Here is a 15,188-nt window from a genome sequence, read left to right on the forward strand (position 1 = left end):
CGGCGGCGCCTCCGAACCGCGGCCGGAGGGCTCGCGACATCGGCGCACTCCTCGCGCTCACGCGGCGGCGACCCGGCGGCGGGGCAGCCGATGGCGCAGCTCGGCCAACGGCGGACGCTCCTCGATGGACACGTCGCTGACCACGATCTCGCGGTCCAGGTTCGGCAGCGTGTCCGAACCCCCGCGCCGGAACTGGGTCAGCAACGCCTGCGGCGCCAACCCGGGGGTGGCCCAGCCGCGCCGTTGCAGGCGGGACCAGGCGGTCAACATGATCTGCGCGGACATCCGCCCCAGGGCCGCGGTGTCCTGGTGCCGGTGCTTGCGCTCGCCGAGGTCGACCTGCGCCAACGCGTCCAGGCCGACCAGGTCCAGCAGATCGATCATCATGGCCGTCTCCACGCCGTACCCGGAGACGAACGGCACCTGGGCCAGCACGTCGCGGCGGCCCGCGTACTCGCCGGCGAGCGGCTGCACGAACCCGGCCAGCTCCGGCCAGAAGAGGTTGAGCAGCGGTCGGGCCATCAACTCGGTCACCCGGCCACCGCCGTCCTGCTCCACGCTCGCCGCGCCCATCAGGGGCCGGTGGTAGAAGCCCTTCACGAAGTCGACCGACGGGTCGGTCAGCAGTGGGCCGAGCAGCCCGCTCACGAAGTGCGGCCGGAACTCCCGCAGGTCGGCGTCGATGAACGCCACCACGTCCCCCTCGGCGGCGGCCAGCCCGGCCCAGAGCGCGTCGCCCTTGCCGGTGAGTCGCGGCAGCCCCCGGGTCATCGCGTCCTGGCTGACCACCTCCGCGCCGGCGGCACGGGCCACCTGCGCGGTCCGGTCGGTCGAGCGTGAATCCACCACGATCAGCTCGTCGACCAGGGTGACCCGATCCATCAGGTGCTCCCGGATGGTCGACACGATCGCGCCGACGGTGGCCTCCTCGTTGCGGGCCGGCAGCACCACGCTGACCCGGGTCGCACCCTTGGCGCGCAGCAGCCGACGGGTCGGCCAGTCCGCCGCCGACGTCGTCCGGTACGTGGCCCACGCCTCCACCACCGGTGACACGCTCGATGTCGCATCCCGCACGGGCACCCCTCCGTTCGTGCGTGGAAAAACCAGAATTGGTTGTTCCCGTTCCTCATCACGCCCTAACCGCTTTCTCGGCAACAGCTTGATCACAGAGGTGACGCCCGGGCGTTCCCGGGGGATGAACGTTTGATTGCACACACCCCAGGGGACTGCTCCCATCGCAGATGAAAAGTCTTCGAAGGGGTGGCGGGATGCGGAACTGCCGGGTGGGTCTGGTCGGCGCCGGCGGCGTGGCGCAACGCCACGCGCGGGTGCTGACCGGGTTCGACGACGTGGAACTGGTCGCCGTCACCGACGTCGCGCCGGAGGCGGCGTCCGCGCTGGTCGCCCAGCACGGCGGTCGGGCCTGCGCCGACATCGCCGAGCTGCTGGCCACCGGCCTGGACGCGGTGTACGTCTGCGTGCCGCCGTTCGCGCACGGCCCCGCCGAAGAGGCGGTGATCGCCGCCGGGGTGCCGATGTTCGTGGAGAAGCCCGTCGCGATCGACCTGAGCACCGCCGAGCGGATCGCCGATCTCATCGCGCGGCGCGGTCTACGCACCGCCGTCGGCCACCACTGGCGCTACCTGAGCGTGCTCGACCAGGCCCGCGACCTGCTCGCCGACCGCCCGGTGCGGATGGTCAGCGGCACCTGGCTGGACAAGGTCCCCCCGGTGGCGTGGTGGTCGAGGCGGGACCGCTCCGGCGGCCCGGTGGTCGAGCAGGCCGCCCACGTGCTCGACCTGATCCGCCTGCTGGCCGGCGAGGTCACCGAGGTCACCGCGTACGGCAACGGCACCCCACCGCCGGTCGACGGCGCCGACATCGATTCGGTGACCACCGCCGCGCTGCGCTTCGCCGACGGTGCGGTCGGCACCCTCAGCGCCGCCTGCGTCCTCGGCTGGAAGCACCGCGCCGGCCTGGAGATCCTCGCCGACGGGCTGGCCCTCGCGATCACCGAGGACGGGCTGTCGATCCGCGACGCCGACGGCGAACGACACCTCCCCGCCGACCCGGAAGCCGCCCGGGTGGCGGTGGACCGCGCCTTCGTCGACGCCGTCCGGGGCATCGGCGACGACGTCCGCGTCCCGTACGCCGAGGCCCTCGCCACCCAGCGCCTGGCCCTCGCGGTGGCCGACTCCGCCCGCACCGGCGCGACCGTGCGACTCGCCACCGCGACCGCGCCGACGGTCCTCGCCACCGGGGTGACAGTCGATGCGTGACCGGGTGGTGGTGGTCACCGGCCCCGGCCGCGTCGACCTGGTCGACCAGGACGCCGCGCCGCTGCGCCCCGGCACGTTCCGGGTCGAGACGCTGTTCAGCGGTGTCTCCGCCGGCACCGAGCTGAGCTACGTCAAGGGCACGAACCCCTACCTGAACGTCACCTGGAACGCCGACCTGGGGCTGTTCCAGCCCGGCCCGGCCAGCACGCCCTACCCGGTGACCCGACTCGGCTACATGCAGGTCGGCCGGGTGGTGGAGAGCGCTACCCCGGCCATCACCGTGGGCACGGTCGGCGCGATGACGTACGGGCACCGCACCGGCTGGCTGGCCGACCCGGTCGCCGAACGGTTCGTGGCGCTGCCCGAGGACCTGGACCCGCTGCTCGGCGTCTACGTCGCGCACATGGGCCCGATCTGCGCCAACGGTCTGCTGCACGCCGCCGCCGACCTGCACGGCGCCGACGTCCGCGCGCTCGGCGACGGCGTACGCGGCCGGCGGGTCGCCGTCGTCGGCGCCGGTGTGGTGGCGCTGCTCACGGCGCTGTTCGCCCGCCGCCACGGTGCCGCGTCGGTGGTGGTGCTCGACCCCACCCCGCACCGCCGCCAGGTCGCCGAGACCCTCGGGCTGCAAACGCTCGACCCCGACGCGGACGACCCGGCGGTCGTGCTCAAGACCCGCTGGGCGCACACCGCCGGCGACCGGGGCGCCGACGTGGTGTTCCAGTGCCGGGGGCAGGCGTGGGCGCTGCACCTCGCCCTGCGGCTGCTGCGACCGCAGGGCACCGTCGTCGACCTGGCCTTCTACCAGGGCGGCGCGGACGCGGTCCGCCTCGGTGAGGAGTTCCACCACAACGGGCTGTCGTTGCGCTGCGCCCAGATCGGCCGGGTGCCACGCGGGCTGGCACCGACCTGGGACCGGGAACGGCTCTCCGCCGAGACCGTCGACCTGCTCCGGGCGTACGGGGACCCGATCCGCAAACACCTCGTCTCGGCCGTGGTGCCGTTCGACGAGGCACCCGCCCTGCTCACCGACCTGGCTGAGCGTCGCCGCCAGGAGCTTCAGGTGGTCCTCGCCGCCTGAGCCGCCGTCGCCGCGTGCCCGGGCCGGCTACCGTTCGCGACATGAGCACCGTGCAGGACCGGCCGGTTCCCGGCGACACCCCGACCGACCGGCCGGGCGACGGCAACCCCACGGGCCGGTCGGTCGGCCTGGCCGCGCTGCTGCCGTACCTGCGGGAGCACCGCGCCACCCTGATCGTGGTGGGCGCGCTGTCGCTGGCCGGCTCGGCGGCGTCGCTGGCGCAGCCGCTGCTCACCCGGTCGGTGCTCGACCGGATCGGCGCGGAGCAGGGGGTGTCGCGGCTGGTGGCGGTGCTGGTGGCCCTCGTGGTGCTCAGCGCGGCGATCGGCGGGCTGCGCGACTACCTGCTGCAACGCACCGCCGAAGGGCTGGTGCTGGGCACCCGACGTCGGCTGGCCGGGCACCTGCTGCGGCTGCCCATCGCCGAGTACGACCGCCGTCGCACCGGCGACCTGCTCTCCCGGGTCGGCTCGGACACCACGCTGCTGCGCGCGGTCGTCACCTCCGGGCTCTTCGAGACGGTCACCGGGGCGGTGACGGTGGTCGGCGCCGGCACGGCCATGGTGCTGCTCGACCCGCTGCTGTTCGGCGTCACCCTGCTCGGGGTGGCGCTGGGGCTGGGCTTCGCCGCCACCTTCGCCCGCCGGGTCCGGGCGCTGGCCCGGGCCGCGCAGGAGCGGATCGGCGAGATGACCTCGGCGGTGGAGCGGGCCATCTCGGCGGCCCGGACCATCCGGGCCAGCCGCGCCGAGACCCGGGAGACCGAGACCGTCACCGGCAGCGCGCGGGAGGCGTACGCGGCGGGGCTGCGGGTGGCACGGGTGCAGGCGCTGGTCGGCCCGATCGGCTCGGTCACCGTGCAGGGCGCGTTCCTGCTGGTGCTCGGCATCGGCGGGGCGCGGGTCGCAGCCGGGGCGATCTCGGTCGGCGACCTGGTCGCGTTCGTCATGTACCTGTTCCTCCTGGCGCTGCCGCTGGGCCAGGTGCTGCGGGCGTACACCCAGTTGCAGTCCGGCCTCGGCGCACTTGCGCGGATCGAGGAGATCCTCGCGGTGCCAGCGGAGGGCGCGGACGACCGGCCGGCGCCCACCGTCGCGACGGCGACCCCGCGCCGCGCGACCCCGATGATCGAGTTCGACCGGGTGGGCTTCGGCTACCCGGGCGGCGAGCCGGTGCTGCACGAGGTCAGCTTCGCGGTGCCCGCCGGCACCCGGACCGCCCTGGTCGGCCCGTCCGGTGCCGGCAAGTCCACCCTGCTGGCCCTGGTGGAGCGCTTCTACGAGGTGAGCGCCGGCGCGGTCCGACTCGACGGCCACGACGTCCGGGACCTGCCCCGCGACGCGCTGCGGGCCCGGCTCGGCTACGTCGAGCAGGAAGCCCCGGTGCTGGCCGGCACGCTGCGGGAGAACCTGCTGATCACCACCCCGGACGCCACCGACGACCGGTTGCGTGAGGTCCTCGACGAGGCCAACCTCGGCCACCTGGCGCAGCGCACCCCGCAGGGCCTCGACGTGCAGGTGGGGGAGGGCGGTGTCCTGCTCTCCGGGGGTGAGCGGCAGCGGCTGGCCATCGCCCGTGCGCTGCTCGCCGGCCCGCCGGTGCTGCTGCTCGACGAGCCGACCAGCAACCTCGACTCCCGCAACGAGGCGGCGCTGCGCCGCGCCATCGACGCCGTGGCCGTCCGCCGGACGCTGTTGATCGTGGCGCACCGCCTCGCCACCGTGGTCGACGCCGACCAGATCGTCGTCCTCGACGGCGGCCGGGTGGTGGCCGTGGGCACCCACGCCGAACTGACCGCCACCGACCCGCTGTACCGGGAGCTCGCCAGTCACCAGCTGCTGGTCGGCTGACTCCACCCCAGGCAGGCCGACTTACCGGGCGGCCGGGCCGCGCGCGCGGCCCGGAATCGCGTACCGTTGCCGCTCATGGGTGTGTCGCAACGGTTCAAGAGCAAGTTCCGGCGGTTCCTCCAGCGCCCCGGCTCGACCGTGGATCTTGCTCCGCTGGAGAAGCTGCTGCCGGCGATCGAGGCGCGCGAGGCTGACCTCGCCGCGCTCGACGACGCCGAGCTGACCGAGGCCGCGGGTGCCGCCGCCGGTTACGAGGAGATCTGCGCCGTCGGCCGCGAGGCCGCCCGCCGTGGCCTCGACCAGCGGCCGTACGACGTGCAGCTGCTCGGCGCGATGTCGCTGCTCTCCGGCAAGGTCGCCGAGATGGCCACCGGTGAGGGCAAGACCCTGACCGCCACGATCGCCGCGTACGGGCACGTCCGGCTCGGCAACGGCCCGGTGCACGTGCTCACCATCAACGACTACCTGGCCCGCCGCGACGCCCAGTGGATGGAGCCGGTCTACACCCTGCTCGGCCTCACCGTCGGCTGGGTCAACGAGGCGTCCACCCCGCAGGAGCGGCGCGACGCGTACGCCTGCGACGTCACCTACGTCTCGGTCAGCGAGGCGGGCTTCGACTACCTGCGCGACCAGCTGGTCACCGAGGTGGAAGACCGGGTGCAGCCGGCGCTGACCACCGCCATCGTCGACGAGGCCGACTCGATCATGATCGACGAGGCCCGGGTGCCGATGGTCCTGGCCGGCGCGGTGCCGGGCGAGCAGGACCCGGTGCACGCCGCCGCCGCGCTCGTCCGTGGCCTGCGCAAGAGCAAGCACTACACGGTCGCCGAGGACGGGCGCAGCGTGGCGTTCACCTCCGCCGGCCTGGCCGCCATCGAGGCCAAGCTCGGCATCGACCTGTACGACGAGGAGCACGTCGCGCAGCTCTCCGCGGTCAACGTGGCGCTGCACGCGCACGCCCTGCTGCACCGTGACGTGGATTACATCGTCCGCGACGGCACGGTCGAGCTGGTCGACGAGATGCGCGGCCGGGTGGCCCAGCGTCGCCGCTGGCCGGACGGTCTGCAGGCCGCGGTCGAGGCCAAGGAGGGGCTGGACGCCACCGCCGAGGGCGAGGTGCTCGGCACCATCGCCATGCAGGCGTACATCGCGCTCTACCCGAAGGTGTGCGGGATGACCGCCACCGCGGTGCACGTCGGCGACCAGCTGCGGGAGTTCTTCAATCTCGAGGTCGCGGTGATCCCGCCGAACACCCCGTGCATCCGTGAGGACGAACCGGACCGCATCTACGCCACCCGGGCGGAGAAGGACGAGGCGCTCGTCGACGAGATCCAGCGCGCGCACGCCAAGGGGCGCCCGGTGCTGGTCGGCACCCTGGACGTCAAGGAGTCCGAAGGTTTGGCCGCCGGGCTGAACGCCGCCGGGGTGCCCTGCGTGGTGCTGAACGCCAAGAACGACGATGAGGAAGCGGCGATCATCGCCGAGGCCGGCGCGTACGGCGCGGTGACCGTCTCCACCCAGATGGCCGGTCGGGGCGTCGACATCCGGCTCGGCGGCAGCGACCAGGCCGACCGGGAGCGGGTCGCCGAGCTGGGCGGGCTCTACGTGATCGGCAGCGGCCGGCACGACAGTCGCCGCGTGGACGACCAGCTGCGCGGTCGGGCCGGCCGGCAGGGTGACCCGGGCGGCTCGGTCTTCTTCGTCAGTCTGGAGGACGACCTCGTCGTCCGGCACGCCGCCGACTCGGTGCCCGCCTCGCCGCGGATGAACGCCGACGGCCTGGTCACCGACGAGCAGGTCGACTACGCGGTGGAGCACGCCCAGCGGGTCGCCGAGGGCGTCAACCACGAGATCCACCGCAACACCTGGCGCTACAGCGTGGTGATCGAGCAGCAGCGCAAGGCCCTGGCCGCGCGCCGGGAGCGCCTGCTGACCAGCGACGTGGCCGCGGTGATGCTGCTCGAGAAGGAGCCGGACAAGGCCGGCGAGATGGACGAGGATCTGCTCGCCCGTGCCGCCCGGTCGATCGCGCTCTACCACCTGGACCGGCTCTGGGCCGAGCACCTGGCCGAGCTGTCGGAGGTCCGCGAGGGCGTGCACCTGCGCGCGCTGGGCCGGCTCGACCCGCTGGACGAGTTCCACCGGGCGGCGGTGCCGGCGTTCAACGACCTGATCCCGGAGATCGAGGCCCGCACCATCGCCACCTTCCTGGAGACCGAATTCGATGAGGACTGGCAGCCCGACGACGGCACCCTGGTCCGGCCCACCGCCACGTGGACGTACCTGGTGCACGACAACCCGTTCGGGTCCGAGCTCGACCGTCTGATCGCGTCGATCGGTCGGCGGCTCGGCGGGGGCTCACGCTGATGTGACCGTCGGGGCCCCGGTCGCGCCTGAGTGCGCGGCAGGGGCCCCGATTTACGCCGTTTCGACCCAGCTTTCCCAGGGTAGTAGGGCGGGTCGGTCGAGTCGGGAGAGAGCAGACAATGACACAGGTGACGATCCTTGCCGGGCAGGCGCGCGACGCCACGGGGGCTGCGAACCGGTGAACCTCGACACGCGGGAACCGGTGGTGCAGACCCTCGGCGTCCTGGAAGCAGCCGCGCTGTTACGGGAGCTGACCGCCGGGCTGATCAGCCTGACCGACTTTGATGAGGCCCTGCTGGCGCTGGTCCGGGTCACCCGGGACGCCGTCGCCGGGGTGCGCTGGTGCGGGTTCACCGCCCTGCGGGCCGGCGAGCCGGCCGGGGTGGCCGCCTCCGACGACGGGCTGGCCGGGCTGGACGACCTGCGACACGGGCCGGACTCGCCGGCGATGAGCGCGATCCGCCGCCGCGAGATGATCCTCGCCGCCGACCTGGCCGGTGAGCCCCGCTGGCCGGCCTGGACGGCCCGCGCCCGCGACCTCGGCGTACGCGGGGTGATCTCCGCACCGGTCGACATCGACGACCAGGTGATAGGCGCGATCAACCTCTACGCCGCCGCGCCGGACGTGTTGACCCCGCAGCATCAGTTGACCGCGATGCTGCTCGCCGAACACGCCGGCCTGCTGCTCGCCGCCGTCCGCGACCGTGGCCGGCAGCACACCCTCGCGGGCGAACGGGACGCCTCGCTCCTGCACGAGGGCGTGGTGGGCCAGGCCGTCGGCGTGATCATGACGCAGCGCGGCTGCCCGCCGGCCGAGGCCCTCGACGTGCTGCGAGCCGCCGCCTCGTCGCTGGACATCCCACTGCGCGAGGTGGCCGAGCGACTGGTCCGCACGGTCTCCCGCCAGCGCGACACCTGACCCCGGCCCCGGCCCCGGCCCCGGCCCTGCGTCGACGGCGGTTGGGGCGATGGCCCGCGTGATCGACTCGGGTTTCTTGACATCGCGGTGTCACGGTCTCGCGGATGCCCCGACTTCCTGAAAACCGAGTCGATCACACGATCGGCGCCGGCCGCGCTGCCCGTTCTCCCTGTCACCGGCGAGTCGGGCCGCATCGTTTCGCCGTGACCGGCCCCGGGTAGCACTCTGGTCAGACGAGCTGCGCCGACGCGGGGGAGGACCGATGCAGAGCCGGCTGCGGGTGCAGGGACATCCGATCCAACCGATGCTGGTGACGTTCCCGCTCGGGCTCTTCGTCAGTGCCACCGTCTTCGACCTCACCGACGTGATCGGCGGGCCCGCGTTCCTCGGCGAGGTCGGATACTGGACGGGCATCGCCGCCCTCGTCGCCGCCGCGCTGACCGCCGTGGCCGGCATGGTCGACCTGTGGGACGTGCCCGGTGACCGCACCCGCCGTACCGCTGTCGCCTTCAACCTGGTGAACGCGGTGATGGCCGCCATGTTCCTGCTCACCTGCCTGGTCCGGTCACACTCCCCGCAGCGCGGCGCGTCGGTCGCGATCCTGGTCACCGAGCTGGTCGCGCTGGCCGTCGGCGGGGTCGGCGTGCACCTGGGCGCCCGGCTGATGCGTCAGTTCGACAGCGGTCGCGCCGAGGCCGGCGGCCTGGACGCGCTCGCCAACTCCAGCGGCGAGATCGCCCGTCCCTGACCCGACCCGCCCGCCCCGCCCGCCCTTGACCCCCACTGCCCGCCCTTGACCCGCACCTGACCCGACCCGCGCGGTGGGGCGGCGCGATCTGCCTGGCGGGCCCCGATCCGCCGCGCATAGCCCGATCTGCCAGGCGCGCCGGCTCGTCCGGGAACCGGGCGCGCGGTCGGCGGCCTCCTGTGCGGGGCCAGCGCCCGTGCGGCTGATCGGTCTACCATCCGCGGATGACCTCCTCTCTGGACACGCTCCCGAAGATCGGCGCGCCCGCCACCCGGGCCCTGCACGACGCGGGCTACACCGCGTTGCGCCAGCTCGCGGGCGTCCCCCGGGCGGACCTGGCCAAGCTGCACGGCATGGGCCCGAAGGCGCTCGTAACCCTCCAGGCCGCCCTCGAAGAGCACGGGCTCGGCCTCGGCTGAGATCCCCGAGGCGCGCGGTCCACCGTGGCGGTCCGGCGGTCGACCAGGGGTCCGGCGGTCCACCAAGCGTGGTCCGGCGGTCCACCAGGGCGGTCTGGCGGTCCACTAAGCGCGGTCCGGCGGTCCGGCGGGCTGGTGGCAAATGGGTTGCCGGCCGGGTGGGTGGCCGCGAGGCTGACCGCCATGATCAGTGAGCATGACGCCGAGGACCTGATCGCGGAGGCCGCGGCCGCGCCCGTGGATGGTTGGGGCTTCGGGTGGCTGGCCGGTCGGGCCACCGAGGAGCGTCCACCCTGGGGGTACGCCCGGCTCGTCGCCGACCGGATGGCGCACGCCGACGCGGCGCTGGACGTGGACACCGGCGGTGGGGAGGTGCTGGCCGAGGTGCCGCGCCCACCGAAGCTGCTGACGGCGACCGAGGCGTGGCCGCCGAATGTCGAGGTCGCCCGACGGACCCTGCGCCGGGTCGGCGCGTCGGTGGTGGCGGTCGCGCCGGACGGGCCGCTGCCGTTTCGTGACGCCTCGTTCGACCTGGTGGTGAGTCGGCATCCGGTGCGTACCGACTGGGTGCAGACGGCGCGGGTGCTGCGGCCGGGTGGGACGTTCCTGTCGCAGCAGATCGGGGCCGGCACCATGCGGGAGCTGAGTGAGGCGATCCTCGGGCCGTTGCCGCCGCCGACCCAGCGGCACCCCGAGCACGCGGTCGCCGCCGCCGAAGCCGCCGGACTGCGGGTGGTCGACCTGCGCCGGGCCACCCTGCGGGCGACCTTCGCCGACATCGGGGCGGTGGTCTGGTTTCTGCGCAAGGTGATCTGGACGGTGCCCGGGTTCACCGTCGACCGCTACCGCGGACCGCTGCGCGACCTCCACCAGCGCATCGCCAACGAAGGCCCCTTCGTCGCCCACGCTCAACGCTTCCTCATCGAGGCCACCCGCCCCTGACCCCCGACACGCGTCGATCATGCAGTTGTGATGCCCCGCAAAAGCCAAAATTCTGGACAACCTTCCCACCACAACTGCAAGATCGACGGGGCGGGGCGGGGCGGGGCGGGGCTCGGCAGGGTGCGGCAGGGCGGGGTGCGGCAGGGTGGCGGCGGGGCTTCTAGTGGGGGTGGGTTTGGTGGTGGGTGGCTAGGGCGTCGGAGCCGAAGTCACTGGCGGGGCGGCGCAGCACGGTGTGCGCGTGGTTGCCGTCCGCGCTGGTGTTGTCGTACTCGATCAGTAGGTCGTCGCCCTGCACCCGGTAGTAGTGCCGCCGCCCGGGGTGGGTCGGGCCGGCCCAGGCGAAGTGCAGCTCGCCGCCGTCGATCCGTCTCGCCTCGCGGATGGCCAACTCGGGTGGCAGCCGGTCAAGGTAGAGGGCGACCACCTGGTCGAGCAGCGCGCGGCCGGTCGGTCCCAGCCGCTGCGCCGGTACGCCGAGCGGTTCCAGCGGCGCGTCGACCCGCCCCCGGGTGGCGCTGATGATGTCGGCCGGCGCCTCGTCGGCGATGATCGCGGCGGCCCGTTCGGCCGGGCCCAGCGCGTCGAGCAGGGCTCGGGCCAGGTCCTCCTCGACGCCGAGGGGGCGGGAGACCGGCCGACCGGCGTAGCGGACCGCGGCGGGGTTGGCGCCGAAGAAGATCGGGGCGGGGGAGACCTGACCGTCCACCACTGTCATGTTCACCGACAGGTGGTGCCCTTCGAGGCGCCACGCCCAGCGGTCGTCGCGCGCCGGGTCGCCGAACACGGCCACCCAGTAGTCGGCGCTGTGGCGTCCGCGCTGCCAGCCTTCGGTCCGGTCCAGCACCTCCTCCAGCGAGAGGATCGCCATCGCCTGCGCGTACGCCGAAGGGCTGAGCGCGGTGGCCAGCAGGCGGTGCGCGGCCTTGCGGCCGGCGATGTCGAGCTCGGCGAGGCAGACACCCGGCCGGGGGCGGGGCCGGTATTCCAGCCAGCGTCGGGCCGCCTCGTCGTCGAACGAGTACCGGACGCTCTCAAGGGCGACGGGGTCGAGCGCGGTCAGTAGCGCGATGCTGGCGGCCCGCATCTGCTCCGGCAGAGGATCTTCCACCGCCTCTGTATACCGGCCGGTCGTGCCGGTGTCAGCCGACGCGCAGCAGCCGCGTCATCTCCGCCAGCTCGAAGAAGCGCGCGGTCTCGATGGCCGACGGGTTGCCGTGTGCCGGGTCCGCCCCGGCGGCGAGCAGCGCGCGGACCGCGTCGGCGCTGCTGCGGAAAACCGCCGCGGCCAACGCGGTCTGCCCCCGGTCGTTCGCCCGGGAGTGGTCGGCACCCCGGCTGAGCAGGGCTTGCACCGTGTCCGGGTGGGCGTGGTACGCGGCCAGGATGAGCAGCGTGTCGCCCTTGTCGTTGGTGAAGTTGACCGGCAGGCCGGCGTCGAGTTGTGCCGCCAGTTCCTCGGTGGAGCCGGCGCGGGCCAGGTCGAACATCCGGTGCGCGAACGCCAGCGTCTCCGCGTCGAGGTCCTCGGTCACCGGTCCAGGATAGGGCGGCCGACCCTGATAGGTTGCTCGGCCGGCGTGACCGCGGCTGACGCCGCCCTCGGCGCGCTACCTGGGGGAGGTTCCGATGGGTGAGACGGTGTACGTGGGCAACGCGGGTGTCGACGGCGCCACCAACGCCGGTTGGCTGCTCGGGCACTTCGCGCCGCCGGGGGAGATCCGGCACAGCACCGACGTCGAGGTGAAGTGGGGCGTGCATCCGCCCGGGGAGGCCCGGTCGCGGTGGGCGACCGGCGAGGTGCGTACCACGTTGCTCGTCCTCGTCGAGGGCTGTTTTCGGGTGGAGTTGCCGGACCGGACGGTACGGCTGGGCGCGCCGGGCGACTACGTGGTGTGGGCTCGTGGTGTGGACCATTCCTGGTTCGCCGAGCGGGCGTCGGTGGTGTTGACGGTGCGCTGGCCCTCGCTGCCGGGCTACCGGGTGGATCCGCCGGTGCTGCGCTGATCGACCCGAACGGCTGACCTGCGTCCCAACAGACGGAATTACCTACTAAACCTATAGGCTTTACCGTCTAGAGTACGAGGGCACCCCGCCGAACGACCGCGAGGAACCGCCATGACGCACCACCGTCCGGAGCCTGACCTGCTCACCATCGCCGCCGGGTGGGCCGACCCGGCCGGCTGGCCGGTCACGCTGCGGTTCGACCCGGCCGCACGCTGGTACGCCCGCCTCGCCGTCACCGACGAGCACGAGGTCTGGGCGCTGACCTGGCTGCCGGGGCAGGGCACCGACCTGCACGATCACGGCGGCTCGTCCGGAGCGTTCCGGGTGGTCAGCGGCGCGCTCACCGAGGAGACGGTCCGCGCCGGCCGACTACGCCCCCGACTGCTGCCCGCCGGCGTCGGCCGCCGCTTCGGCCCCCGGCACGTGCACCAGGTGACCAACCGGGGTCCCGCGCCGGCGGTCAGCGTGCACGTCTACCGGCCGGCGCTGCTGCGGATGACCCGCTACCACCTCCTGGACGGTCGGCTGCGGGTCGCCGAGGTCGCCGAGGCCGGCCGGTCCTGGTAGTCGCGCACCGAGATCCCCCGTCACCGGAAGGAACCGAGAATGCAGATGACCGCCGAGCACTGTCCCGTCCCCGTCCCGCCGCCGGGCTCCCGGGGCATCGACGAGATCCTGGCCGCCGCGCGGGCCCGGCTGCACCGGCTGGATCCGGAGCGGGCGCACCTGGCGTACCGGGCCGGAGCGCTGCTGGTCGACATCCGCCCCGCCGCGCAGCGGGCCGCGCACGGCCTGGTGCCGGGCTCGCTCATCGTGGAGCGCAACGTGCTGGAGTGGCGCTTCGACCCGCGCTGCCCGGCCCGGCTGCCGCAGGCCGTCGACTACGACGTGCCGGTGATGATCCTCTGCCAGGAGGGCTACACCTCGTCGTTGGCCGCCGCCGCGTTGCAGGACGTCGGCCTGCACCGGGCCACCGATGTGGTCGGTGGGTTCGCCGCCTGGCGGATCGCCGGCCTGCCCGCCCTCGGCCCGACCCCACTGCACCACCCCTCACCCCTTGCGTCCCCGGTCAACGCCGGTCGGGCGCGCCACTGACCGTCACGCCACACCCGGCGTGGCGGGCGTACCGCCACTCAGGAGGCACCATGTCCGTCGTCGCGATCCCCACCCGCCGCCACCCCGGGGTGCGTCCGGCCCGTCCGCGCACCAGCCCGACCCTGACCATCACCCTCGACCTCGTCCCCGGGCCGCTGAGCCCTCGGTTGGCCCGACTGGTGCAGCTGCTCGGCGAGCTGGCCGAATCGGGCGAGGGCCACCTGCGCGCCGTGGAGGAGGCGGCGTCGGGGGAGGGCCACCTGCGCGCCCTGGAGGCGACCGCGTCGGGGCCGCGCCCCGCCACCGCCGAGCCGTCCGTCGCGGCGGACCACGTCCGCATCCTGGCCGGCTCGCGGATGGTCCGCCGGGGCGACCGGGTCATCGCACTGACCCGCATCGAGTACGAGCTGCTGCTGTTCCTGGCCGAGCGGCCCCGCCGGGTCTTCACCCGCCGACAACTGCTCGCCAGCGTCTGGGGCTACGAGCACGCGGTGGCCCGGACGGTGGACGTGCACGTCCGCCGGCTGCGCGCCAAGCTGGCCGGCTCGGAGATCGTCACCACCGTCTACGGGGTCGGCTACCGACTCGCCGACGAGGCCCCGATCAGCGTGGACCACCGCAGCTGAGCCCTGGTCCGGCGGCGATGTGACCGGCCCGGTGAACCGGTCGGGGACCCCCGTATCGGGGCAACTCGACGACTCTGCTGTAATCATCAGGCCTCGTACGCAGAGCGAGCATTCGGCTCCGATGTGTTCGTCAATTGTCACATTCATGCAACGCAGCCGCCTCTTGACCCTCGCCCAGGCGCCGGGAAGCATCGATGAAGCGGCGTCCCGGGCCGTGGGGAGATACCCGGACCAGCCCAAGGAGGACCATGTCGGTCAGCCCCGCCTCGTCGCGCGCCGGATGGCATACGTCCCAGCCCGCGGTGCCCGGTCGACCTCCCGGCGGGCAGCGTCGCCCGGCGAACACCGCCGCGCCCGTGCTCACCGTGACGTTGTCCATCCCGCTGGCCTGTGAGGAGTCGCTGACCCCGGCGGCCCGTCGGCTGCTGGAGGCCGCCCGCGAGATGCTGGAACGGGGGGAAGGCGTGATCATCGGTTCGGTCCCGGCCGAACGCCGCCCCGACCAGCCGCCCGCCAGCCGGACGCCGGCCCGCCCGCTCAGCTCGACCATCCCCGCCCTGCACATCCTCGCCTCGTCGCGCTCGGTGCTGCGTGACGACGAGCCGCTGCCGCTGACCCGGCTCGAGTTCGACCTGCTGCTGCACCTGGTCGCCCACCCGCGCCGGGTGTTCACCCGGCTGCAACTGCTCAACGCCGTCTGGGGCTACGAGCACGCCGGCGTACGCACCGTCGACGTGCACGTGCGGCGGCTGCGCGGCAAGGTCGGCGTGGACGTCCCGCTGGTCACCACCGTCTATGGCGTGGGCTACCGGCTGGCCGACGACGCCCGGGTCACCATCGACCGCACCGGCTGAC

The 15,188-nt window shown here is 73.6% G+C and carries 16 protein-coding genes; 13 read left to right on the forward strand and 3 right to left on the reverse strand.

All coding sequences use genetic code 11. The features are described 5' to 3' along the window. Window positions 1–57 precede the first annotated feature (57 nt). Window positions 58–1,041 carry a glucosyl-3-phosphoglycerate synthase gene (locus EV382_RS07235; protein WP_244236911.1) on the reverse strand — a complete coding sequence of 328 codons (984 nt, stop codon included), beginning with the start codon at window positions 1,039–1,041 and terminating at the stop codon, window positions 58–60. A 227-nt stretch (window positions 1,042–1,268) separates the two neighbouring features. Between EV382_RS07235 and EV382_RS07240 the strand changes: the two genes are divergently transcribed. The 8 genes from EV382_RS07240 to EV382_RS07275 all read left to right on the forward strand — a co-directional run bounded on the left by EV382_RS07240 (window position 1,269) and on the right by EV382_RS07275 (window position 10,605). Next, window positions 1,269–2,279 carry a Gfo/Idh/MocA family protein gene (locus tag EV382_RS07240; protein WP_130400817.1) on the forward strand — a complete coding sequence of 337 codons (1,011 nt, stop codon included), beginning with the start codon at window positions 1,269–1,271 and terminating at the stop codon, window positions 2,277–2,279. After that, window positions 2,272–3,360: a zinc-dependent alcohol dehydrogenase gene (locus EV382_RS07245; RefSeq protein WP_130400818.1), complete on the forward strand. Its 1,089-nt coding sequence runs from the start codon at window positions 2,272–2,274 to the stop codon at window positions 3,358–3,360. Before EV382_RS07240 ends, EV382_RS07245 begins: the two co-directional genes overlap by 8 nt. A 41-nt stretch (window positions 3,361–3,401) precedes the next feature. Continuing rightward, a complete protein-coding gene (locus EV382_RS07250) occupies window positions 3,402–5,210 on the forward strand; it encodes an ABC transporter ATP-binding protein (protein WP_130400819.1) in 1,809 nt (602 codons plus the stop codon). A gap of 75 nt (window positions 5,211–5,285) precedes the next feature. Beyond that, window positions 5,286–7,577 carry an accessory Sec system translocase SecA2 gene (secA2, locus tag EV382_RS07255; RefSeq protein WP_130400820.1) on the forward strand — a complete coding sequence of 764 codons (2,292 nt, stop codon included), beginning with the start codon at window positions 5,286–5,288 and terminating at the stop codon, window positions 7,575–7,577. A 178-nt stretch (window positions 7,578–7,755) separates the two neighbouring features. Next, window positions 7,756–8,496: a GAF and ANTAR domain-containing protein gene (locus tag EV382_RS07260; protein ID WP_130400821.1), complete on the forward strand. Its 741-nt coding sequence runs from the start codon at window positions 7,756–7,758 to the stop codon at window positions 8,494–8,496. Between the two features lie 262 nt (window positions 8,497–8,758). Then, a complete protein-coding gene (locus EV382_RS07265; RefSeq protein WP_130400822.1) occupies window positions 8,759–9,244 on the forward strand; it encodes a DUF2231 domain-containing protein in 486 nt (161 codons plus the stop codon). 224 nt (window positions 9,245–9,468) lie between these two features. Next, the gene (locus EV382_RS07270; RefSeq protein WP_130400823.1) at window positions 9,469–9,663 is read left to right on the forward strand and encodes a helix-hairpin-helix domain-containing protein; all 195 of its coding nucleotides are present in this window, start codon (window positions 9,469–9,471) and stop codon (window positions 9,661–9,663) included. A 183-nt stretch (window positions 9,664–9,846) separates the two neighbouring features. Further along, a complete protein-coding gene (locus EV382_RS07275) occupies window positions 9,847–10,605 on the forward strand; it encodes a class I SAM-dependent methyltransferase (RefSeq protein WP_130400824.1) in 759 nt (252 codons plus the stop codon). Between the two features lie 160 nt (window positions 10,606–10,765). Here EV382_RS07275 and EV382_RS07280 read toward each other — a convergent pair whose 3' ends face one another. Continuing rightward, window positions 10,766–11,716, reverse strand: coding sequence for a DUF3500 domain-containing protein (locus EV382_RS07280; protein WP_208758333.1), 951 nt, complete (start codon window positions 11,714–11,716; stop codon window positions 10,766–10,768). Between the two features lie 31 nt (window positions 11,717–11,747). Then, window positions 11,748–12,095 carry an ankyrin repeat domain-containing protein gene (locus EV382_RS07285; RefSeq protein WP_425271976.1) on the reverse strand — a complete coding sequence of 116 codons (348 nt, stop codon included), beginning with the start codon at window positions 12,093–12,095 and terminating at the stop codon, window positions 11,748–11,750. Between the two features lie 139 nt (window positions 12,096–12,234). On the opposite strand from EV382_RS07285, the gene EV382_RS07290 reads away from it, so the two are divergent. From EV382_RS07290 to EV382_RS07310, 5 genes are all read left to right on the forward strand, one after another. After that, complete coding sequence (locus EV382_RS07290; RefSeq protein ID WP_130400826.1) at window positions 12,235–12,612, forward strand: signal peptidase I; 378 nt, start codon at window positions 12,235–12,237, stop codon at window positions 12,610–12,612. 111 nt (window positions 12,613–12,723) lie between these two features. Then, entirely contained in the window at window positions 12,724–13,179 is a 456-nt protein-coding gene (locus tag EV382_RS07295) for a cysteine dioxygenase (RefSeq protein ID WP_130400827.1), read from the forward strand. Between the two features lie 39 nt (window positions 13,180–13,218). Continuing rightward, window positions 13,219–13,707 (forward strand): rhodanese-like domain-containing protein, encoded by a 489-nt coding sequence (locus EV382_RS07300; protein WP_130400828.1) that lies wholly within the window; start codon window positions 13,219–13,221, stop codon window positions 13,705–13,707. Between the two features lie 50 nt (window positions 13,708–13,757). Further along, window positions 13,758–14,333, forward strand: a complete 576-nt coding sequence (locus EV382_RS07305) for a winged helix-turn-helix domain-containing protein (protein ID WP_130400829.1) — start codon at window positions 13,758–13,760, stop codon at window positions 14,331–14,333. Between the two features lie 248 nt (window positions 14,334–14,581). Next, window positions 14,582–15,187 carry a winged helix-turn-helix domain-containing protein gene (locus EV382_RS07310; protein WP_130400830.1) on the forward strand — a complete coding sequence of 202 codons (606 nt, stop codon included), beginning with the start codon at window positions 14,582–14,584 and terminating at the stop codon, window positions 15,185–15,187. The last annotated feature ends 1 nt before the right edge of the window (window position 15,188 follow it).

This window comes from Micromonospora violae (assembly GCF_004217135.1).
In the GTDB taxonomy this organism is placed as follows: Bacteria; Actinomycetota; Actinomycetes; order Mycobacteriales; family Micromonosporaceae; genus Micromonospora; species Micromonospora violae.

What these genes read in the sequence shown, in the direction of transcription:
- EV382_RS07310 (WP_130400830.1), top strand. Translation starts at nt 14,582, where the DNA reads ATGTCGGTCAGCCCCGCCTCGTCGCGCGCCGGATGGCATACGTCCCAG.
- EV382_RS07270 (WP_130400823.1), top strand. Translation starts at nt 9,469, where the DNA reads ATGACCTCCTCTCTGGACACGCTCCCGAAGATCGGCGCGCCCGCCACC.
- EV382_RS07250 (WP_130400819.1), top strand. Translation starts at nt 3,402, where the DNA reads ATGAGCACCGTGCAGGACCGGCCGGTTCCCGGCGACACCCCGACCGAC.
- EV382_RS07290 (WP_130400826.1), top strand. Translation starts at nt 12,235, where the DNA reads ATGGGTGAGACGGTGTACGTGGGCAACGCGGGTGTCGACGGCGCCACC.
- EV382_RS07305 (WP_130400829.1), top strand. Translation starts at nt 13,758, where the DNA reads ATGTCCGTCGTCGCGATCCCCACCCGCCGCCACCCCGGGGTGCGTCCG.
- EV382_RS07285 (WP_425271976.1), bottom strand. Translation starts at nt 12,095, where the DNA reads ATGTTCGACCTGGCCCGCGCCGGCTCCACCGAGGAACTGGCGGCACAA.
- secA2 (WP_130400820.1), top strand. Translation starts at nt 5,286, where the DNA reads ATGGGTGTGTCGCAACGGTTCAAGAGCAAGTTCCGGCGGTTCCTCCAG.
- EV382_RS07265 (WP_130400822.1), top strand. Translation starts at nt 8,759, where the DNA reads ATGCAGAGCCGGCTGCGGGTGCAGGGACATCCGATCCAACCGATGCTG.
- EV382_RS07240 (WP_130400817.1), top strand. Translation starts at nt 1,269, where the DNA reads ATGCGGAACTGCCGGGTGGGTCTGGTCGGCGCCGGCGGCGTGGCGCAA.
- EV382_RS07295 (WP_130400827.1), top strand. Translation starts at nt 12,724, where the DNA reads ATGACGCACCACCGTCCGGAGCCTGACCTGCTCACCATCGCCGCCGGG.
- EV382_RS07275 (WP_130400824.1), top strand. Translation starts at nt 9,847, where the DNA reads ATGATCAGTGAGCATGACGCCGAGGACCTGATCGCGGAGGCCGCGGCC.
- EV382_RS07245 (WP_130400818.1), top strand. Translation starts at nt 2,272, where the DNA reads ATGCGTGACCGGGTGGTGGTGGTCACCGGCCCCGGCCGCGTCGACCTG.
- EV382_RS07300 (WP_130400828.1), top strand. Translation starts at nt 13,219, where the DNA reads ATGCAGATGACCGCCGAGCACTGTCCCGTCCCCGTCCCGCCGCCGGGC.